Below are 21823 nucleotides of genomic sequence, written 5' to 3' on the forward strand. Positions count from 1 at the left end.
CTCGGCCCTCTCCCCCCGCCGCCCGCCCCTGGGGCGGGCCCGGCCCGGGGGGCCCCCCCCCAACGATCCGCCAGCCAAGAAGTCGAGCATCGGACCCGAAAGTGAGTCCACTTTTGGGTCCGGTATTCTCGGGCACCTGTCACGAGCGGGGCCGTGGTGCCCCCCATGGCCGATCGATGGTCCCGCCATGGGACGCGCCCGAAAAACATCAGTCGGCGACTGCAACCCGGCGTGAGCCAGGGATGTCGCCGCACCATCGCATGGCGCGGCGAAGGGATCCGGGCCCCCGTCAGCGCAAGCTGTTGGCCGCCAAGGTGTCCCCTGCCTGCATCCAGGATGCGTCAGCCGCGCTCGAAGACAAATGGTTGACGGCCCACATGGCCGCCTGCGTCCGGTTTGCGACGCGGATCTTGCGCAGGATGGCCTTGATGTGAACCTTCACTGTTGCCTCGGCAACGTCGAGCTTGCGCGCGATGACCTTGTTCGGCGCCCCCTGCATCAGGCATTGCAGGATCTCCGCTTCTCTGCTCGACAGCGTCCGGATCGGCGAATCCTGTCCTTCCGACGTCGGAGCAGCCTGCAAAGAGGAGACTTTGACGACAGGCGCCTCCTTCGAGAGGTCGAGCGCCTCCGCGTGCGTGGAAATGGCCGCGAGGAAGGCTGCGGACGGGAAGACGACTTCACCCAGCATGACCAAATCGAGGTACTTGATCAGGGCCTCGCATCCTGTCGTCGCGAGACAGTATCCATCCGCGCCGGACTGGAAAGCCGATTTCATCCCCTCGAGATTGAAGCTGTCCGACAGCAGAACAATGCGAGCCTGAGCATATTCCTGCTTCAACGACGATATGCCTTCAGCCAATCCTGTCGGATAAAGATTCGCGTCAAGAATGAAGAGGATCTGACCTTGTCGCGTAGCCTCATCGAGAGCGATCTCTGCGCGCGTCAGGTTTTCGGGATGCAGCCGAAACCGCGTGCTCGAGAGGATATGCCTCAAGCCCTCGCGCAACATTGAATTCTTGCAGCCTAAGATCGTGGTGACTGGGAGAAGGTGTGACATGCGAGGGGCCTTTCCGCAGAGATTACCTCGAATTGTACAAATTAACGGTTCGTTATCCATCCTTAATAAAGGGGTATCGTTTTATGCTTAGGAGGTAGGAAATCGATGCCTCTTCGGAGGCCGCCGGCTTGAGCCTTCGAATCAAGGCAAGACCCCGGGCAAGGGCCGAAAATCCGAGCTGCGATGTTTCGGATGACATCGGGTTTTCCGATGCATGCGCGCGCCGAGGCGCGAACTCGGCGGGGTTGCGCCTCGCCTCCACCGCAGCGCCGACGCATGCCTCGCGCATGCTCGAGACCTGCGCGCCGTTCAGCCCGTTCGAGCAGACATCTTATCCGGCAAATCGCGTGCCGCCCGTGAACGGTCGCGCTTGATCCGAGATGCCGGTGATTGCGGCACCTCGCCTTTCGCGTTCATGTCTCACCGGGCAACGGCATTCGGCGCGGCAGGCGAGGCTCCTCCGGCTTCCCTCGTCGATTCGGTCGCGGCCGGTTCCGTCATGGCGCTCAAGGCGACGGCGGCGAGAGGAAAGCCGCTCTCGCGAGCGCTGCTCATGAGCTCGATCGCCTTCTTGGGGTCGGCCTTGACCCCCGATCCTGACTTGTACATGAGCCCGAGCCGGTACTTGGCTTCCGAATTGCCTGAATCGGCTGCGACCTGGAGCAGGCTTGCGGCCTTCTCCGGCAAAGCTTCCACGCCGATCCCGTCCGTGTAGGCATGAGCCAGACCGATGAGCGCTTCCGTGTTCCCGGCCGAGGCCGCCTTGTCGAGGCCTGCGATGATCAGAGCAACCAGATCATCGGCCGGCCGCAAGGTCAGAAGTCTCGCGAGGGCCTGCCCGGCCGCCGAATTGTCCTTGTCCAGGGCTGCGAGGCTGTACCACCGTACCGCCTGCCGCTGATCTTCGGGATCGGTGCTGCTCGAGAGAGCCGTGGCCATGCGCATGGCGGCAGCGGAATCGCCGCGCTCGGCCGCGATCCTGATCAACCGGGCGGCCGCGTCGCGGTTCTGAACCCCGCGTGTGCCGCGCTCCAGTTCGGCAGCCACCTGGTAGGCGATGCCGGGCTTGAGTTGAGCCGCCTGCTCGAAGAACCGGAGGGCCGACTCCATGTCCGTCGTTCCCTCGCTTCCCAGGGCGAGCGCCCAGCCGATCTCGAGCAGGGTGCTGCGCCGACGGCCCTCGTTCACACCATCGAGCCATTTCAGCGCAGCCGTCTCGCTGCGCTCCAGGCCGCGACCGGTGCCATAGCCGTAAGCGGCATAGGCCATGGCACGCTCATGGCCGACGCGAGCCGCCCACAGGTACCACTCGGCCGCCTTCTTCGTGTCGACGGGAACACCCTCGCCGCGATCGTACATGCCGGCCACGGCCAGAACCGAACTCGATGCTCCTCTGAGGGCTTCGAACCGGAGGCGCCGCTCGAGCCGGGCGCGATCGACACCCTGCAGGACCACGTCGTGGCGGGCCATGATCTTCGCCATGAGGCGTGTTGCCTCGCGGTCGCCGCGGGACGATGCGATCTTGGCCGCGTCCAGCCCGGTGGCGAAATCCTGCGTGTCCATCTCCGCATCCAGAGCCTTCTGGCCGAGACGGAGAAGCCTCACGGTGGACATGGCGCGAAGCTGCGCCTGGGTGGGCGCTGCGGGTTGCGCGGTAGCGGCCCCCTGGGCGGCCGGCGCCTTCGCGGCGCTGGGAGAGGCGGCCAGGGCCGCCAAAGAGGCGCTCGTGAAGAGGCAACTCAGGAGAACGATACGCGTAGTCTTGATCATCTTGCCTCTCCCACACGACGCCTATCGGCGCCCGTCTCGTCTTTCCTGGTTCTGCAACCTGGTTCTGCAATGCCGCTCGGATATCACTTCCTCGCGGCACCCTCGTCGGACATCACTTCCTCGCGGCACCCTCGGCCGTCTTCAGCCAGTCCTGCGCGGCGCTTGCATTCACGTCGGTGCCGAACCCGAGCGTCATGGCAAGGCTGAGGCCGTACATGGCCTCCGCATCTCCGGCGCGTGCCGCACGCTGAAGCCATTCCGTGCTCGCGCTCGCCGATAGTTCGACGCCGTACCCCGATGCATAGGCACGGGAGAGCTCCTTCATGGCGATCGTGTCGCCGGCCTCCGCCGCCTTCAGCAGCCAAGCGGCGCCGGCTCGCGGATCAGCCGGCACACCGAAGCCGAGCTGAAGGCTCCGTCCATATTCCCGCATGGCCGGCGCAAAGCCTGTCTCGGCGCTCGCCCGGAGCGTTTCCACCGCTCGATCGGCGGCCTCTGTGGGCATCGAAGCCACTCTGGACAGGTCGGCCGCGACAGCGGCGTCTCCTTTCTGCAAGGCTCTGGCGAGCCATTGCACGGCTGTTTGCATGTTGCTCTCGCCGATCTCGCCGGAGACATAGCCTCGCCCGAGATAACGCATGGCCTCGACCCGGCCCGCTTCTGCCGAGGTCTGGATGTACCTCACGGCCTCGTCCCTGCTGGCCGGCCCGCCCACGCCCTCGACCATCGCGCGCCCGATCAGGAACAGGACTGCCGGATCGCGGCCGCCGGCTTGGACGTCCGCAAGGGCTCTCTTCATCCAAAGACGAGCGTTCTCCCCGTGATCGGGACCGGAGACCTTGTGATGGACCTGCGCGAGCTCCACCATGTCCCGTGCGGTGCAAACCGGCAATGATGCGATGCGGGTGAGCCAGCGCGCCGCATCGGACTCATCCTTGGCGCTCGCCGCCAGGGCGATGGCCGCCCGCACGCTGCCGGCCGCCGCCGCAGCCTGCCTCCACTCCAGAGCCGTCTTGCCGGTCGGTTGCAGCTGAGCGTTGGGGAGCTCGGCGAGGGCCAGCATGGCAGCGGCATTGCCCACCGAGGCGGATTCCCGCAGGACCTGCACGCCCCTCATGACATCGTCGGTTCGCCCACGCTGGGCGATCAAAAGGCGTCCGAGCTCGAACTGTGCATTCGAATCGCTCTCTTGCGCGGCACGCTCGAGCAGCGTCCGGGCTCCCGCCTCGTCGCGGCCGCCGTCCTTGGCGTCCAGCATCCGACGGGCCAGGAGAACCATGGCACGGGTCCGACCCTCCCCTGGCGCGAGAGCCCTCTCGCGCCACCGGGCGGACGCCGCTTCATCCATCGCGACGCCCGAACCGGAGCGATAGGCGGACGAGAGAAGGATCATGCTCTCGCGGTCGCCTCGCTCGGCCGCACGAAGGAGGGCCTTCGCGTTCCGCTGCGCCACATCCGGATCGTCGCCCGCCTGGTTCGCAATGGCCGAAATGCTGCGCACGTGTCCGGCCTCCGCCGCGCGCGTCAACCACGCCTTGGCCTGCGCCGGATCCGGAGCGACGGCTGTGCTGCAGGCGTAGAGTTCGGCCAGCAGACCCATGGCGTCGGCATCACCAAGCGAGGCGGCCTCCCGCAGGTCGCGAAGAGCCTCTTCGGACCGGCCCAGCGCCGGATAGGCGAGCAGGAGCTTCGCCATTTCCGTGAGAGACCCGACGTCCCCGCGGGCCGCCGCTTGGCGATAGAGGCTCAAGGCCGCGTTCACCTCGGGCTTTCCGGTCGCGCCGGCGGCGTAAAGACGTGCGAGGCTGACCAGAATGCCCGTGGTGTGCCCCGGCAGGGCACTTGCCTTCACGAGGGCGTCCGCCGCCTTCGGCAGATCCGGGGCCGCGCCGAACTCGCCCCGGTAATGGCGGGCAAGGAGCTTATAGGCCTCGGGATCGGCATTCGACCCCGCACGCTCGAGCCAGACGATCGCCTTCGGCACATCCTTCGGCGCACGATCGCCGAGGAGGAGACGCTCGCCCAGCAATGTCATGGCCCGAGGCTCCCCGGCCTCGGCGGCTCGGGTGAGATGGGACAGGAACTGCTCCGGCGCCGCCTTGACGCGGCCTTGCAGGTAGATTTCCGCAAGGGCCAGATCGGCCTTGGGATCGCCCTGGCGCGCGGCCGCTTCAAACCACTTGACCGCCTCGGCCAGTCCACCGGGCACCAGGGCGTCGTCGCTCAGGATCGTCGCGATATCGAAGAGAGCGCCGCACTTGCCTTTTCCGAGTTCGGCGTAGAGGGTCTGGAGGGCCAGCTTGATGAGATCCTCCGTCACGCCCTGCGGGACGGAACCGATCTTGCCGCTGCGCTGCAACCGCGCGAGCTCGATCATGCCGTCGACATTGCCGGCCGTCGAGGCGGCGCGGAGCAGTTGCTCCGCGTCGCGAACATTGGCCGCGGCAATCCGGCCCTGCACATGGAGCTGGGCGAGCAGGACGGACCCATCCATGTTCAGCATGGACGAGGCCGTCTTCAAATGGCTCGCCGCGCGCTCGGGATCGACAGGCCCTGCGGCGGGATCGAGGAAGAGCTTGCCGAGCCGGAAATGAGCCCGGCCCCGACCGGCCCATGGCCGGTCTGCGAGATCCTCGAGAAGTTTGCGCGCCGTCAGAGGCGACCGGCTGGTATCGGCACGTCCCTCGGCGTAGGCGATCGCAGCCTCGTACATCTCGTCGGGATCGTTGACGGGCTGCGTTCTGTCCCACGTGCTCCAGTCCCGCGTCAGATGCGGCTTGGTGGCGGGCTGGCAGATCTTGCTGAAATCGGCATTGGGCGCGAGGGATCGCGGGCCGGACGTCTGGGCGGCCCCGGACGTGGCAAGCGCCATCCACACGGCGAACCCCGCGACGGAGGCGCCGCCGATCCGGTCGGGCCGAAAGGCCGGCGATCGTCTGGCGGGCCGACGAAACATCACCATTTTGGCTCTCCACCCCATCTCACGCTTGCGGGCATTCCGCTGTCCTGCTTCGCTCATTCTTCACCTTGTCAGCCGGGCGTCGCGTTCGTCAGTTTCGCCAGCGCTTTGGCGGCCTGGGAGTGACCGGCCCGCGCGGCCTTCTCGAGCCATTCCCGCGCCGTGGCTCGCTCCTTGTCGGACGATCCCTGCTGGTAACGGAAGGCGAGCCGGTACATCGCGCCCGGATGCCCCTTCTCGGCCGCTTGCCTGAGCCAACGGTCGGCTTCACGCGCGTTCGGCTTCGTGGCGATGTCGTTCAGGCGGTAGAGTTCGAACATCGCGTCCGGAGACCCGAGGCTCGCGGCTCTCTCGAGCCAGGTCTTCGCAAGTCCCGGATCGAGCTGCGTGCCCGTACCGTTGGCCAAGGCGCGCGCCACCTCGATCATCGCGAGCGGAGATCCACCTTCCGCAGCCCGCAGATAGGAGGCGAACGCACCTTCGCTGTCGACCGTTGCACCCAGGCCCGACAGCTTGAGGCCTCCGAGCTGAAGCCTCGCGTCGATCTGCCCGGCCTCGCCGGCCCGCGACAGCCATTGCTCGGCCGTGCGACTGTCACGCTCCACGCCGCCCCCGTAAAGGTATGCCAGTCCAAGACGGATCTGCCCGTCCGGATCACCCTGGTTCGCAGCCTGGGCGAAGAACTCCGCCGCAACCTTGCGATCCTGAGCGACGCCGACGCCGCGCTCATAAGCTTCACCCAGAGCCAGCTGCACCTTGGTGTCGCCCGGCTCCTCGTTGTAGATCTCCCGGTAGAGCGCCATCGCCTGGGCGGGATCGCGGGGGACGCCGTCGCCGTCGCGGTAGGCCTTGGCGAGGATGAAGCGCGCTCCATCATGTCCGAGCTGTATGGCGCGGCGAAGCAGCGCCTCCGCCCGCACCGGGTCGTGCCTGCCACCCGTCCCCTGCAGGAGAGCCGTCGCCAGAAGCGTCATGGCCTCGGCACTGTTCTTTCGAACCAAGGTTTCCAGAACGGACGCACCGTGTTCGATCGATGCGGGGTCCGGGAGACTGAGATACAGCAAGGCAATCTTGCCGTTCTGGTCATCATCGGCCGCCATGGCCTTCTCGGCGATGGCCAGCCACCGGCGGGCGGCGTTCTGCTGCTCTCCCGTCGGCTGGCCCGAAAGCGAGACCTCAGCCAGCTGCAAGGCAGCCTCGGCACTCCCCCCCTCGGCGGCCTTCCTGAGAGTCCCCTCGGCCAGCACGCGCTCACCACGCGCAAGGTAGAGTTTGGCCAGCGCAATCGGAGCACGGCTGTCGCCGGCCTTGATCGCCTTCTCGAGAGCCTCGCGGGCCAGATTGAAATGACCCGGACCTCCGGCCCGGGAGTAGAGCGCGCTCAGCTCCACCATGGCGGCGCTGCTGCCGGCGGCGGCGGCGCGGCTGAACCAGGTCGCGGCCAGAGCCTGATCCTGCGGCACTCCCCGGCCGTCATTGAACATCTTCCCGAGACGGATCATGGCGATCGCGCTGTTGGCCTCGGCGGCCTTGCGATACCATTCCAGCGCGCGTGGCGCTTCCGTGCCGGAAAAGCGACTCGCATAAAGATCGCCGAGACGGATATAGGCGACAGGAGAACCGCTCTCGGCCGCGCGGCGGTACCAGCGCATGGCTTCGGCCTGCGATTCCGGAACTCCATTGCCGCGGAGCAACGCGTCTCCCATGCTCACCGCCGCCTTCACGTGACCACGCTCCGCCGCCGTCCGAAGCCGCTCGATCGCGGTTCCACGCATGCTCTCCGTGGCAGCATCCGGATAGGCGAGCGTGGTGCGCGCAAACTCGTAGAGTGCCGCCGAGTTGTCGCTGGCCGCCGCCCTGTCGAACAACCTGAGCGCCAGCGCCACGTCACGGTCGATCAGAACGCCATCGCGGAGATGGCGGCCGAGCGCGACGAGAACCGTCACGTCCTGACCGACGCGCCGAACGGCCTCGGCCAGGAGGTCCTTTGCGGCCTGACGCCCATCGGGACCATTTTGGCTCCGGATCTCTGCCGCGAGGACCAGAGCCCGCGGGGCCTTGGTCTCGATGGCCCGATTGAGCCAGAGGTCGGCCGTGCCCGCCTCGACACCGAGAGCCGCCCCGTTGAAGGGATCCTCGGCGAGAATCATGGCGGCTTCGACCGATCCGCGCTGAGCGGCCCTCTCGAAGGCGATCTTCGCCTCCTGCGGCTGGCGCGTGGCCGATTTCGGATCGGCTCGCAGGCGCCCCAGGCGCAGCGAGGCTTCTGCATCCCCCAGGTCGGCAGCCCGCTGGTACCATTCGATGGCGGCATTGATCCTGTCCGGTCCGTTCGCCGTGTCGCGGTAGTGGTCGGCCAGTGTCCTGGCCGCCTCGGCCGATCCCCGCTGGGCTTCCCGGAACAGGATCCTCAAGCCTTGGGTCGCGAAGACGTTCGCCTTTGCCGGATCGCTCTCGAGACGGGCGAGCTCGAGGCCGGCGGGGCCATGCTCGGACCGGAGGGCGATCTGGTAGAGGTTTCGGGCTCCTTCCAGATCCTGCTTGTCGCCGATCCCTGCTTCCATCAGGCCCGCGAGGACGAAGGCCGCCTCGTGGCTCTGCAAGGCCGCGGCGCGGCGCAGCAGCTCGGCTGCCCGATCCACGGAAGCCGGGTCCCGGTCGCGGGCCAGGATCAACTTGGCACGCCGCAGCGCGGCCGATGGCCAGTGCGCTCCCGGCAGGGCCAGGGCCTGTTCGTAGAGACGAGCCGCTTCGTCCAGCTGGGGAACCCTGAGCGGGTTCGTTTCGCTCACGGGAAGGCCGTCCTGCAGCAGTTGAGCCCGCTCCACGAGAGCAGCCGGATCGTTGCGCTGCTTCAGCTGCTCGACCTTCGCCATGATGCTGCGGAACCCGTCGCGCGGCTCAGCCCCGGTCGATGTCTGGGAGAAGGCCGGACCGGACGAAAGCGACGTCAGAATTGCGAGGGCACCGAGCAGACCCAGGTGAGTTCGGTTCATCAGCGCCCCCAAAAGCATGTGGCGTTGCCGCCAACGAGTTCATCGACGAGAGGCCGATCCGACCGGAGGCTGCGCGCCAGCAGCGCCTTGAGCCGCTTCGTCGCAAGGCCAGGCCGCTCACGCGCCGCAACCGGCTCGACCCAAGCCATGGGGTGGCGCCCGTAATTGCGCTTCGCCAGGAAGCTCATGTCCTGGCGGCGAAAATCAGCTTCGGGTCCGGGACTTTCGTTCTCCGAGGCATAAGCCATCACCACTTCAGGCTCTGCAATGCCATTGAGGAGATAGGAGAGGAGCCGGTCGAAATTCGCCTCGCCCTCACGAAGTCCATACAGGTCCACGCCACGGGTGGCGGCGACTTCCGCCATGACGGTCAGGCTCGCCAGGGATTGACGCATGTGCCACAGGGCGCGGGCGCCGCGCCGCGTTTCCAGAGCAAGGCTCCCGTCGGCGCGGGCCTGTCCGAGAACGGCGCGATATCCTCGAGACCCTTTCTCGTAAAGAGCATCGTCCGCCGTGATGGCCCCCCAGGTCATGAGGATGCTGTCGGCCAGAGCGCGGTGGCCGGTGCGGTCCGCATCGGTGCCGAAGGTCCGATCGACCCGGCGAACGAGAGAATCGACCCAGCCCGACACGATCTGTCGCTGGCCGTCGTCCAGGCTGCGGTTCACGACGGCATAGGCCGCGATGGTCGGCAGAAGCACGCGCTTCAGCCCGTAAGAGGCCTCGCTCTCGGCGTCCGTGCTCTCGAACGCTCTCGCCTTCGCCCAGGCGAGCAGGAGATCGCGCAGGGATGTCTCGGATGCAGGTTCGCCGGCGAGAGCCCGCCCGGTCAGGGCCATGACGGCCCAGGAATAGGAATTGGCGCCTCCATCGGCGTTGGATCCGTCCACAGCCTTGATTCCGTCGATGGGCTTGAGACTGGCCCAGGATGGGTCGCGGGCAATCGCAAGGCACGCGGCGCGCACGGACGCGAGAGCCGGTTGCGCAAGGGCCGCGCGGCGAGCTTCCACATCGAACAAACCCTGTGCCCTCACCTGGGCGTGGCACGGCGCCGCCATGAGAAGGCCCAGGACCGAGAAGACGAGAATTCGGTTCATGCTGCTCCTAGGTCCCTTGAGACGAGCTGGAGAAGGCGCGCTGTTGAACGCTTCCATTGATGTCGGTGCAGTCCGATCCGGCCTGGGCGTTGAAGATCTGCCGATCGGCATCTCCTTCGAAGAAGCCCATATCCCTGAGCCGACAGGACAACACGGGCTTCGCAGGCCGGCATGTGCTTGCAATGAGCACATCGGACTGGAAGGCGAGGCGAAGGACGGGGCCCTCCAGACCGCGGACGTCGCCGCCGAGCAAGCGCCGGGACTGCTTGACGAAACGGTTCGAGAACATCGTCAGGCCCGATACGCCCTGCGTGTTGATGCCGACCCCGTTCGAAGAGAAGCTGTTGTTCCTGAGGGACAGGCCGGTCACGGGAGCGTAGTGGCCGGATCCCTCGCCCTGTCCGTCTCCCCTCTTCGAGGCGGGAAGGCTTGCGATAGAGGCGCTCACGCCCGAATTGGCATTCGCCTCGATCCTGTTTCCGTAGGCTCCCACGTCGAAGCTGTTGCGAACCTTCAGCCCGTCTCGCCTGTTCCCGGCAAGATGATTGTTCGTCAACACGTTGCAGGAGCTCTCGAAGACGGTCACGCCATCCTGCGTATTCTGGAACGAGCTGTTGGCGTTGAGGACATTGTTCGTGCTGTTGCGATCCAGCACGATCCCCGATCCGGCATTGTCGAACGAGAGATTGCCGACGATCAGGTTGTCCCCGGCGTCGCGGGACACCGCGATCCCGTGTCTGACCATGGTTCCGTAGACGGTGTTGAAGGCGATGATGCTTCCTTTCGACCCGTCGTGCGCGTCCAGCGCATAAACGACGCTGTCGCGGAATTCGTTTCCGACCGCCTGGATTCCCCCGGCCTCATAGGAGTGGAGGCCGATATAGAGATTTCGGAACACGCTATCGACGACGGTTCCCGTGGGGCGAGCCTGATCCCGCAGATCGGCCACCTGATCCGGGCCTGACGAGTACGCGAGCCCGAACGATTTCACGTTATCATAGCCGAGGGCTGCCAGGACGGACGATGCCACGTTCATGCGGCCGTCGCCCCAGGTCAGCAGGAACGGGCGGAACAGGCCTGACTTCTCGCTGTCGGACCACGATGGCTGCCCCGTTGTCTCGTCGTAGCCGACAACATCCGCATCGACGATGTCGACCAGGCCCGCATTGGCGATGAACGCGCCGGCCGTGGCGCTCAATCGGTAGGCGGCAGCATCGAGGCGCGAGAGGATCAGCGTCGCGCCGGGAGCGACGAAGACCGGGGCCTTCACGACGATGGAGTCACCGTCCTGAACGATCAGGTCGCGGGCATCGGTCCCCTGCAGCTGACGGGCCACCATGCCCAAGGTGGCGGTTCCGCTTTGGACCACGATGATCCGTGGCGAAGGCAAGCCCTGATACCGGACGGCCTGCTCGAGGCGCGTGACCCCACCTTCGTCATCATCGAGGAACTTCGCGATATAGGGATTGTGACGGGCGAACGTGCTTCCGACGACCGCGCCGCCGGGCCAGGGCGTGTTCGACCGCACCCCGGCCGAGGTCGCAAATGTGTTCGGGATTTGAACGTGAGGGCTTGCCGCTGGCGGCGCGTCCACCCTGATCAGGGCAAGGCCCCGGCGGGTCTGGAGTTCCTGGGAATCCTCGTCGGAGGCAAGTCCGGACGCTCCGGCGCCATCGCCATTGTCACCCGTTTCATCGCTCAACGGCTTCATGAGGTGATCGGCGCGGATCTCGGCCAGACGCCTGAACGTCTTGGCGCGGAACCGATCGTCTCCGAGGGAGCGGACCAGGTCGGCGGCCGCGGCGCCGGCATCGGGCAGCGTGGCGAGTTCGAGAGCGATGGCCGCCCGGTCGTCGTCATCGGCTATCCGGCGGAGGCTGGCGGCGAGCACCGCATCCGGAACCTGGGCCCTTCTTTTCTGCTCGATGAGGCTCCTGACCTCCGACAGGGCGAGAGACTCGTCCGCGCGCCGGTCGGTCTCGCCGGACCCGGCCCGATGCGTCACGTCGTCGGGTTCCGGCGTCCGTCCTGAGCCGGGATGTGCGGCTGAAGCGCCTGTGGAGAGCCGCTCAGCCATCCTGTCGTAGCCGGCCTTCTTCAGCGCAGCCGCGACGATGATCTGCAGTGCCGCCCGCGCAGGACCATCCTCCATGCTGTTGACCAGTTCGGCGGCCCGAAGCGGCGTTCCACGATCCACGTCGCTCTTCACGACCACCGCAAGGGCCGCCTCCTGCCTGGCGCTGTCGAAGAAGCCCTGCGCGGCCGCCAGGGAGACATCCCGGTCCCGCCGCTCGACGGCGGCCTCGAACGACGCAGACAGAGCGTCGTCCCGCTCCCGGCCATCCTGCAATGCAAGGGCCAAGGACAGCCCTGCCGCCAGATCTCCCATGGCCGTGCGCTTCTTCGCCTCGACCTTCAATTTCGCGTCGGACGCCTTTTCCAGGGGAGTGCCCCTGAGCTGGTCTCGTGCCATCGCTTGGCGGGCATAGGCCCGGCTGCGGGAGGCCGGCATCAGACCGATCGCGCGGTTTGCCAGGGCAATCCCGGGAGCCCCGACCCCGGAAGCGACCCGCGACACGGCATTCAGGATCCCGGCACGCTGGCCGGGCTCGGAGACGGATTCGATCACATCGAGGGCCAAGGATGCGTATCTGACGGCCCGATCCTGGAGGCCCGCCTTGGCATAGGCATAGGCAATCTCAATGAAAGCTGCGGCGCGGTAAGCCGGCGACCGCTGCTCGCTTGCAAGCTGATGGAGAGCGACGCCGGCCTCCACCCGGTCGGGACCGGCCTGGAGCCCGACGAGGTCCGCGATGGAAGCCTGGAGCAGCATCGCGCTGACCATGTCGTGGTTGAGCCCTTCGTCGGCAAGGCGGGTGAGTTCCGCGCGCGCGCCTTCTCTGAACTCGCCCGGGCCGGAGGTGCCTTGACCGGCGAACTTCTCCAGGAGCTTGAGCCGGGCCCTCACAACCTGATAGAACGCCGCCTTCTGCTTTGCGCTGACACCGCCCTGTTCGGCAGCAACGAAGGCCTGCCGCGCCTCGTCTGCGAGACGCGTGACCTCGCCGCCGTCCTGTGCCATGGCGCCGGAAACCAGCGCCATGGACAGGAGGAGGGATGCCATCCTCAGGCGGCGACGACCGTCAGATCGTGACGATGCGGTCATACTGATCCTCCAGACGCACGATGTCGTCTTCCCCGAGATACGTTCCGCACTGCACCTCGATCAGGTGCAACTCCTCATCGCCGATGTTCTCGAGCCGGTGGACGTCACCCTTTGGAATGTAGACGGATTCGTTCGCCGTCATGACGAAGACCTTCTCGCCGACGGTGACCCTTGCGGTTCCCGAAACGACCGTCCAATGCTCGGAGCGGTGATGGTGGTACTGCAACGACAGGCGACCCGCCACATCCACGACGATGTGCTTCACCTGGAAGGTCTCACCGACACGCAGAGATTCATACGATCCCCAAGGACGGCGCACCTTCCGGTGCAGGGCCGCCTCCGAACGCTTCGACGCCGCCAGCTCGGCCGCCAGACGCCCGACGTTCTGGGCCTGATCCAGTGAGCTGACGAGAACCGCGTCGGCGGTATCGATCACGACGACGTTCTCGACTCCCATGACAGCGACGAGTCGGGAATTCCCGTGAACGTAGCTGTCGCGCACGTCCTGAAGCAGCGTGTCGCCGCGCGACACGTTTCCGTTGCCGTCCTTCGACCCGATATCCCAGAGCGCGGACCAGGAGCCGAGATCTCTCCACTCGGGCGAGACCGGAATGCAGACGAGGCGATCGCTGCGTTCCATGACGGCGTAGTCGATCGAGATGACCGGAGCCGTGTCGAACTCGGCCGCGAGCCGAATGGTATCGTTGCCGCGTTGCGCCTGCGCGAGAGCGCGCCGGGCGCAGGCCAGAACGTCCGGCGCATGGCGCTCGAGTTCATCGAGGATCGTCCGGGCCGTGAACATGAAGATTCCGCTGTTCCAGAGATGGCGCTCTCCGGCAACCAGCGTCTCGGCGACAGGCCGCACCGGCTTCTCGACGAAGCCTTTCACCTTGAAGCTGGCGTCATCGAAAGCCTCGCCGATCTCGATATAGCCGAAGCCGGTCTCCGGATGGGTCGGGCGAATGCCGAAGAGGACGATCTGCCCCTCCTGCGCGGCCTTGGCGGCCCGCGCGACGGCCTCCGAGAAGACCTCCGCCTGTTCCATGACGTGATCGCTCGGGGCGACGAGCATCAGCCGATCCGGATCCTCTTCGGCGATCAGGGCCGCCGCGGCCGCAATCGCCGGTCCTGTGCTGCGCACGCACGGCTCCACCAGCAACCTTGCGGCTCCCGCATGCAGCTGGCCGATTTCCCGCAGGGCGAGGTCGCGATGGTTGGTATTCACCACGATGACGGGCTCTGCATACTGCTCCGTGCGGAACCGCCGGACCGTCTGCTGGAAAAGGCTCGACTGACCCGCGAGGGCGTGGAACTGCTTCGGCTCGCTGGAGCGGGAAACCGGCCACAGTCGGGTTCCGGACCCACCGCACATGAGAACGGGAGTGATGCTGTTCATTTCAAATCTCCAAACTGTTCAAGGAAAGCCCTTCGAAGCGTGGCCCTGATCCGATCGTTCTTATTGTTTCAGTCCCGCGAGGCGTCTCCCGCTGTCGACGTCCGGCTCTTTGGCCTTTTTGGGTGCCGTCGCCACCTCGTTGCCGCGCCCGAAAGCAGCCGCGATCCCCTCGCCTGCCCAGTTCAGGGCTGCCTGAAGCTTGCCGGCCGCGGCACCGACAGAGGATCCCGAGAACGTGTTGAAGACGACGGATACGGGCTGCCCGATGGTGGACATGTCGAGATCGCGGCCCGGTGCGAGCTTGACGAGGAACGGACCGGACGATGCGGCCTCGCCGACGAGGGCCGGCAGGCGCTCGATGCGATTCTCCCGCACACGGGTGCCATCCGCATACTCGATGACGGCGCTGGCGCCGCGGTAGAACCGCAGAAGCTGATCGTGAGGAATGCTTGCCGTGACATAAGGAGTGCTCGTCTTTTCGCGAAGAGCCAGGATCGGCGTACCTTCGCGCACGAAATTGGCGGCTCGGCTGTAACGGGCCTGGACGACGCAGTTGCAGGGGCTGTCGATGACGATGCTGTTGCCCTGCGGGCCCTGGATCGTCAGCAGTGGCTCCCCTGCCTTCACTTCGCTGCCGGTCGCAACGAACGTGACCTGGCCGTTCGAGGGAGCGGGAACCGTCACGAGGTCGGTGGTGATCAGGGCCGACTGGGCGGGGATGATGTACATCCGCTCGAAGAGGCCCATGCCGATGAATCCGAGAAGAAGCAGGGTGACGGCGCCGATCCCGACATAGCCCGCCACGGTGCGGCCATGATGGGAAAGATGAGCCCTCAGCCCCTGCGGGGCGGCGCGCTGGGGAACCTCGCGGGTCTTGCCCTCGTTCCGGCGCGAAGACACATCCAGGATGTCACCGGCATCCACCACCTCGCCGGACAGGTAGGCGTCGAGGATGAAGCGCAGGAGGTTGTGCTGGCGCGGCGAGACATCGACGAAGCGCAGGCCGATCCTGCTGTGCTCGTCGGTGATGTAGCGGACCTCCGCGTTGATGGGAAGCGAGAGCTCGTAGCCGCTGAACGGGAACACCAGGGTGAGGTCGAGAACACGGCCCGGCTTCGCGTCGATCGTGCCTGTTCTCAGGCCGATGCCCCCGACCGAGACATCGACCACGGAAACCTGAGATCCGCTATAGATGCACCGGATCGGAATTCGGTATCGGGGATGCTGCCTTTGAACCTCGGCCTCGTGCGTGATCTTCGTCATGATCCTCAAGCTCCAAATCGATATCGTTTGTTTTAAGGGAGAAACAGCATCGGCTTCGGTGTCGGAAGCACGTCCATGCTCCAGGCGAGCACCGTCACGAATGCGGCCAGCGCGAGGCTATGCATGTATGCGGACATGAAGCTGCTCGCGATGAGGGGCCGCTTCGTCGCCTTGGCCGAGGCGGTTTTCTGACGCGTCCATTTCTGTCGGTCGAGACGGAACGTGACATGGACTTTGACCAGCGACCCGAAGATCTGGTTGAAGTAGAGGAGGAACGGATAGAAGACGGAGACCCTCGGCCTGGACGCCAGGAGGGAGAGGGTCAGGACATAGCGCGAGGTCAGGATCCAGAGGGCATAGAGCAGGAGCGCGTAGCCGCTGACGAAGATCCCTGCCAGAAGAGCGATCGAGAAGCCCACGAGGGACGTCCACATCGACATCCGCTGGTCGAGAATTGCCCACCAGGTGAACAATCCGATCCTGCGTGGGCCGAGCGCGAGAGCCCGCGAATTCGTGCGCAGCATGTTCCCGAACCATCGCACCATGAGCATGGCCGCGGCAGAGATGAAGCTGTCCGAGGGCGGATCCTCGACGGTCAGCACGACGATGTCGGGGACGTAGAGCATCTTGTAGCCGTTCCGAAGCAGCCAGAACCAGCTGGACTTGTCGTCGCCCGTCAGGAACTTGAACCGGCCCAGGCGCCAATGGTCGACGTAGTCGAGCTCGACCTGGCGAATGAACTCCGGGTTGCAGATGATGCTCGCCCGGAACATCGCCATGCGGCCGGTCAATGTCAGGACGCGCTGCGACAGCCCGACGGATGACATGAGGGTGTGACGCTGGGCGAAGCGGAGCGAATACCATTCCTGGAAGATCCGGCGCCCGCGGACTTCGCTCAGCTCGTCGGTCGTCAAGGCCCCGACCTGTGGATCGAGCTGGAAGAAACCGGCACATTTCCGCACGAGGTCGGGCGGCACGATGCTGTCTCCGTCGATGACCGCGACGACGTCGTCGTCGGCCGGAGTGCGGCGTGCGATCGCTCGAAAGCCATAGGCGAGAGCATCCCGCTTGCCCGTTCCGGCAATTCGAACCATGACCAGATCGACGTTGCTCGCTTCTCCGCAAACGGCCCGGAACAGGCTCTTGACGAGCCTCTGATCGCCGGCCTCGACAACGGAGGCGACCACCGTCGCTCGTCCGGGAGCTGCCAGCGCCGCCGCGAAAACGGCGCGGTAGACCCGTGCGGTGACGGCACTGTCGATGCGAAAGGTCGTCACCAGCAGAAAAGCGTTGGGCGGTGCCTGCTCCACGGCTGCGTCGGCCGCCTTCCGCATGCGTGGGAATGCCCGCTTGCGGAAGACAAGAGCGCGGATGAAATGCAGAAAGCCCCATCCGTAGCGCCACAGGGCCAGAAACCCTATGGTTCCGACGGCTCCGGCGCCCACGGCGCCGTAAGCCTGAGGCGGGATGGCAGCAGCAAACGCTGCTACGGCCACCACATAGAGCACGTGGGCCCCTACCGACTCCGAAAGCCGGTTGCTGCTGGCGTTACCAGCAGATTCCTTGATAAAGGTCACCGGAACACCTTGTCTGATCGATGCGCACGAGATCGATGAGCGGCCTGTCGTCGTTCAGGGTCGCCATCAGCCGCTTGGCTTCGTCACGATTGCCGAGAACGAAAGCCTCCGCATGATCAATGACTTCGTTGATGTCGTCGGTCAGGAGCGAAGTCAGGTGGGGCAGGTGCGCCTTGACGAACTGGAGGTTGGCTCCGGTCAGCTTCGCGACCTGAATATTCGGGTCGTAGATGCGGATGTCGTAGCCGCGCCCGTAGAGGCGCTCCGCGAGTTCGACCAGGGGGCTTTCACGCAGATCGTCGGTCTCGGGCTTGAAGCTCAGGCCGATGATGCCGATCCGACGCTTTCCAGTGGCGGCGACCATCGAGTATGCCCGGCGCAGCTGCTCTTCGTTCGCCTCCATCGTGGCGTCGAGAATAGGCGTCGGGACGTCGAGTTTGCGTGCCGCGGAGCGCAGAGCCCGAAGGTCCTTCGGAAGGCAGGAACCTCCGAACGCGAAGCCAGGCTTCAGGTATGCCTTGGAGATGTTCAACCGCGTATCGGCGCACAGAACCTCCATCACGGCATGCCCGTCGATTCCGGCCTCCTTGCAGATGTTGCCGATCTCGTTCGCGAAGCTGATCTTCAGCGCATGCCATGCATTGTTCGTGTATTTGACGGCTTCGGCCGTGCGAATGGACACGATCTTCGGGTCGACCTTGAAGATCTTGTGCAGATCGAGCAGCCGGTCGATCGTCGGCTGGTCGTGACGGCCGAAGATGATGGCCCCCGGATCGTAGTAATCGGCGATCGCCGTGCTTTCGCGCAGGAACTCAGGATAGTAGGCGACGCCGAAGCCGACGCCCGCCTGGCGTCCCGATGCGCGCTCGAGGGCGGGCAGAACGATGCTCTCCATGGTTCCGGGCAGGATGGTCGACCGCATGACCACGGAATGGAAAGAGTTCTTCTCGCGGATGGCAGCGCCGATCTGCTCGGCGGCGGCGCTCACATAGGCCGTGTCGAGCGATCCGTTGGAACGGGAGGGCGTTCCAACACACACGAAAGACAGGTCCGTTCCATGGACGGCCTCGCGGACATCGCTCGTCGCCATGAGGCGCTTGCTGCTGATGCCATCTTTGATCATCTCGCCCAGTCCCGGCTCGACGATCGGGCTGATGCCTTCGTTGAGAGGTCCGACCTTCTGGGGGTTTGGATCGACGGCAATGACGTTGTGGCCATCGTTGGCCAGACAGGCCGCGGAGACGGCACCGACATAGCCAATCCCAAAAACGCTGATTTGCATTGGGCTGTTCCTGCTGAATCACAGTGGAAGGGGCGCAGACTTTGGAAAGCGCCGGATACAGCCCAATAAATACTACCGCTCGGTTTTATTTCGCCCCACTATTTCGGCTTGAGAGATACCCCGTCGGAACTAAGAAAAGCATTACCACTTTCAACATGAGGCTTTAACTCATAAGCGCTCCCTATAACCCCTTGCTCTGCGAGCCTGATAGTCTGGGGTATTCTGTCGTCGCATCCGGAACAACACTCAACCCGGCATTTGTTATATTCGGCAAGATATCGTCACGCATTTGCATGCATTTGATAATAGGGTTCCGCCTGCATAGAATACTCCACCTCAAATTTTAGGAAGAGAGTCGTCAGCTGATCTCGGCGCGTGCTTTCCTGGCACTGGCCCGGGCCGGATAAGTCAGGTGTATTGACCTTCCAGAACCTCGCGGGAAGCGTGAGCGTTTGGATTCCGCGCAGCCCGGCAGGGGATTACTCCTCTACCCCTTTTGAACGAGCGCCGGCGATGTCTCCAATGAGCAGGATGGTCGAAGCAGCGGCCAAAGAGTTTACATCGGAAGCGTCGTCGGGACGGGTCACACGCGTCGGCGGGACGTCCCTACAGTCAAGCTGACGTCCAATTGCCACGATTGACGTCGAGAAATCTCCTCAAACAAGGGGACCTTCATGATTTCTCGTCTTGTTCTCGCATGTGCGGCGCTTGCCTGCACGTTGCCTGCCGCAGCATCCGAAAGAGACCAGATCGACGCGCTCGTCGCACAGCACGCCAAGGCCCACGGAATTCCCGAAACATTGGTGCATCGAATCATCCGGCGCGAAAGCGGCTACAATCCACGCGCGTCCAATGCCGGCAATCTGGGCCTCATGCAGATCCGGTATGCCACCGCGCGAGGCATGGGCTACAAAGGAACGGTCTCTGGGCTGCTCGACGCCAACACCAATCTTACATACGCCGTTCCGTATCTGGCGAATGCCTATCGCGTCGCAGGCGGCAATCAGGATCGCGCCGTCGCGCTTTATGCCGGCGGCTATTACTACGAGGCCAAGCGCAAGGGATTGCTGCAGACGCTTCGAACAGGCGCCAGCGAACCCATGACGACAGGTTCGATTACGGCCTCGGCAGGCTTCGCATCTGCCAATCCCCGTTAGGAGTTCTGCGTCACGGCACTCGAAAGCATCGGACCCAAAAGTGGACTTGCACTTTTGGGATTCATCCGATGCTTGCTTCTTGAATGAGAGCATCGGTCAGAACGGACCCAGCGGGCCCCCCCCCCGAGAAAACACTCTCCATTTAGAGGGGGCCGGCCCCCCCAAACCCCGACCCCTCTGGCCCGGGCCCCCCCCCGCTGGGTCCGTCCGATGCTCGAGCCGAACCTTTGCATGCCTCCGGCGTGCAGGTTCTGCTCGGAGCGACGGCGTTCCAGCACGTCGCAGGGGTTCGGCAGGCCGCGAGGGATCCCCGGCGCACTCTTCCGTCCCGTGCATCCGAACCCTGGGGCACCCGTGCAGTGGAGCCGCGTGGCCGCTTGCGCGTTCTGGATGAAGTGGATGTATGATCCATCGGTGCTCGTCGACGACATTGTTCGTGATGGGCGAGCCCCCGACGCCATCCGCGAGTTGATCCACGATGCCGGATTTATCGAAGACCGTGTTCCTCGATTTCGAGGCCTCCTCCCTCGGCAAGCAGGGCTATCCCATCGAGGTGGCCTGGGTCTTCGCGAATGGGGAAGAGGAGAGCCACCTCATCAGGCCCGCTGAAGCGTGGACCGACTGGGATGTCAAAGCAGGAAGAGTTCATGGCATTTCAAGAGAGCAACTGAATGCGGAAGGAGAACCGCTCGACGAGGTTGCACGGCGGATGGTGTCGGTTTTGACGGGCCGTGCACTCTATGCGACGGCGCCATCATGGGATGGGAAGTGGCTGAGCAAGCTCCTGCGCGCAGCCGGACTGCCGCGCCACGCCTTGCGTCTTGAAGATACCGAGATGGCTCATCGACGGATGATGCGTGAGGTGCTGCAGGCTGCTCAAATCCCGACGGATCTTCATCGGAGCCTCATGCAGGATATTCTTGCTCAGGCGCAGCGCCGCGACGATGAACTCGGTCCTGCCGCCCACCGCGCCCTTGCGGACGCGCGGCGCGAGCAGCGTCTCTGGCTCGACATACGTCGCCTTGCGGAAGAGGCCGCCGTGCGATCGCGACAGGGCGGCGGCGACGCAACCGAAACAGCCGATCAGGCCCGGTAGTCAAACATGAGCGGTGCTGCGTCGTCTTGGCGTCTTTCGACTTGCGCCCGGAACTGAACCATCAATACCCGTCCGGCAATCCGGATGCGATATCCTGATCGGGCCGCGTCAGAATGTCGATGCGACGGCCGTCCGGGAGTTGAATGGTTCGCAGCCTCATGACCTGCAGACCCGCATCGAGCCCCTCCCGAACAGACCCGTAGCGTGTGACCCGCGCCCGACGCTCGATGGCGCTGCGGGGTTCAGCCTGCGATATTTGCGTCCCGGCCGCACGTCGGCGCGCGACCTGCGCGTCCCGCCGCTGGCTGCGGGCTGATGCATTGGCCTGCTGTGAGCGAGAGCGTGTCTTGCGCTCGGCCGTGGTCCTTGGCTTGGCCTGCGTGTCGGCGACTGCACTCCGCGACGAAGTCTCGGCGGCCGGCTGAGCTTCAGTGCCGGCCTTCGCTTCGGCGGGGGATGGGCCAGGAGGGGTTGCACCAGAAGGCGCTGCAGCCTGGGCCGGCGGCGATGCCGGAAGGGACGACGGCGCCGGGTTAGGCTGCAGCGCCTTTGTCTCGGTCTCGGATGGCGGATCGACCCATGGGCGTGCTGCTTGAGCCAGCGCCGTCGACGGGCCCGCCAGAAGCCCCACAAGCGAGGCCGCCACCAGCCAACGTCCTGTCAATCCTGCCATGACACGCCTCCAGACCATTCCATGGGGAACGCTTGTGCTACCGTGGCCGGTTCCATGGCGCTGGCGCCCAGGGCCGGCTCGGGAACGCGATCACTGAAGCCCGGCCTCCTTCGACGAACCCACAGGAACGGAACCTGCATGACCATTCAGATATGATGTGGAGGCGGGCTCTCGCAGTTCAACGGCGCTTGCGACGCGATCAGGCGATCGTGAAGATGATTGGCGCCGGCCCCGATCCGGATCCTTGCGCAATCCCGGCAATCACGAGGCTCACGACGTGATGTCAGGAGGGAGGCCTTCATCCGTGACAAAGTTACGATGTTGCCTGTTT

General features: G+C 65.1%; 13 protein-coding genes. 2 read left to right on the forward strand and 11 right to left on the reverse strand.

What is annotated here, in order from left to right:
• Positions 1 to 289 precede the first annotated feature (289 nt).
• From OCW50_RS19495 to OCW50_RS19540, 10 genes are all read right to left on the reverse strand, one after another.
• Positions 290 to 1012, reverse strand: a complete 723-nt coding sequence (locus tag OCW50_RS19495) for a LuxR C-terminal-related transcriptional regulator (RefSeq protein WP_262298621.1) — start codon at positions 1010 to 1012, stop codon at positions 290 to 292.
• A gap of 468 nt (positions 1013 to 1480) precedes the next feature.
• The gene (locus OCW50_RS19500; RefSeq protein WP_262298622.1) at positions 1481 to 2830 is read right to left on the reverse strand and encodes a tetratricopeptide repeat protein; all 1350 of its coding nucleotides are present in this window, start codon (positions 2828 to 2830) and stop codon (positions 1481 to 1483) included.
• Positions 2831 to 2942: 112 nt separating this feature from the next.
• Positions 2943 to 5792, reverse strand: a complete 2850-nt coding sequence (locus OCW50_RS19505; RefSeq protein WP_262298623.1) for a tetratricopeptide repeat protein — start codon at positions 5790 to 5792, stop codon at positions 2943 to 2945.
• A gap of 68 nt (positions 5793 to 5860) precedes the next feature.
• Positions 5861 to 8785, reverse strand: coding sequence for a tetratricopeptide repeat protein (locus tag OCW50_RS19510; protein ID WP_262298624.1), 2925 nt, complete (start codon positions 8783 to 8785; stop codon positions 5861 to 5863).
• Complete coding sequence (locus OCW50_RS19515; RefSeq protein ID WP_262298625.1) at positions 8785 to 9882, reverse strand: alginate lyase family protein; 1098 nt, start codon at positions 9880 to 9882, stop codon at positions 8785 to 8787. Before OCW50_RS19515 ends, OCW50_RS19510 begins: the two co-directional genes overlap by 1 nt.
• 7 nt (positions 9883 to 9889) lie before the next feature.
• Positions 9890 to 13048 carry a right-handed parallel beta-helix repeat-containing protein gene (locus OCW50_RS19520; RefSeq protein WP_262298626.1) on the reverse strand — a complete coding sequence of 1053 codons (3159 nt, stop codon included), beginning with the start codon at positions 13046 to 13048 and terminating at the stop codon, positions 9890 to 9892.
• Positions 13026 to 14444, reverse strand: a complete 1419-nt coding sequence (locus OCW50_RS19525; protein ID WP_262298627.1) for a mannose-1-phosphate guanylyltransferase/mannose-6-phosphate isomerase — start codon at positions 14442 to 14444, stop codon at positions 13026 to 13028. The genes OCW50_RS19520 and OCW50_RS19525 overlap by 23 nt, the downstream gene beginning before the upstream one ends.
• Before the next feature lie 60 nt (positions 14445 to 14504).
• The gene (locus OCW50_RS19530; protein WP_262298628.1) at positions 14505 to 15707 is read right to left on the reverse strand and encodes a PilZ domain-containing protein; all 1203 of its coding nucleotides are present in this window, start codon (positions 15705 to 15707) and stop codon (positions 14505 to 14507) included.
• 32 nt (positions 15708 to 15739) lie between these two features.
• Entirely contained in the window at positions 15740 to 17284 is a 1545-nt protein-coding gene (locus OCW50_RS19535; protein WP_262298629.1) for a glycosyltransferase, read from the reverse strand.
• On the reverse strand, positions 17256 to 18566 hold the full coding sequence (locus tag OCW50_RS19540) for a nucleotide sugar dehydrogenase (protein ID WP_262298630.1): 1311 nt from the start codon (positions 18564 to 18566) through the stop codon (positions 17256 to 17258). Before OCW50_RS19540 ends, OCW50_RS19535 begins: the two co-directional genes overlap by 29 nt.
• A 674-nt stretch (positions 18567 to 19240) precedes the next feature.
• Between OCW50_RS19540 and OCW50_RS19545 the strand changes: the two genes are divergently transcribed.
• Together OCW50_RS19545 and OCW50_RS19550 are read left to right on the forward strand one after the other, a co-directional pair.
• Positions 19241 to 19723, forward strand: coding sequence for a lytic transglycosylase domain-containing protein (locus OCW50_RS19545; protein ID WP_262269826.1), 483 nt, complete (start codon positions 19241 to 19243; stop codon positions 19721 to 19723).
• A 478-nt stretch (positions 19724 to 20201) separates the two neighbouring features.
• Entirely contained in the window at positions 20202 to 20819 is a 618-nt protein-coding gene (locus OCW50_RS19550; RefSeq protein WP_262298631.1) for a 3'-5' exonuclease, read from the forward strand.
• Between the two features lie 61 nt (positions 20820 to 20880).
• On the opposite strand, the gene OCW50_RS19555 is transcribed toward OCW50_RS19550, so the two are convergent.
• Positions 20881 to 21492 (reverse strand): hypothetical protein, encoded by a 612-nt coding sequence (locus tag OCW50_RS19555; RefSeq protein ID WP_262298632.1) that lies wholly within the window; start codon positions 21490 to 21492, stop codon positions 20881 to 20883.
• Between the last annotated feature and the right edge of the window lie 331 nt (positions 21493 to 21823).

It is taken from the genome of Microvirga sesbaniae (genome assembly GCF_025460805.1).
In the GTDB taxonomy this organism is placed as follows: domain Bacteria; phylum Pseudomonadota; class Alphaproteobacteria; order Rhizobiales; family Beijerinckiaceae; genus Microvirga; species Microvirga sesbaniae.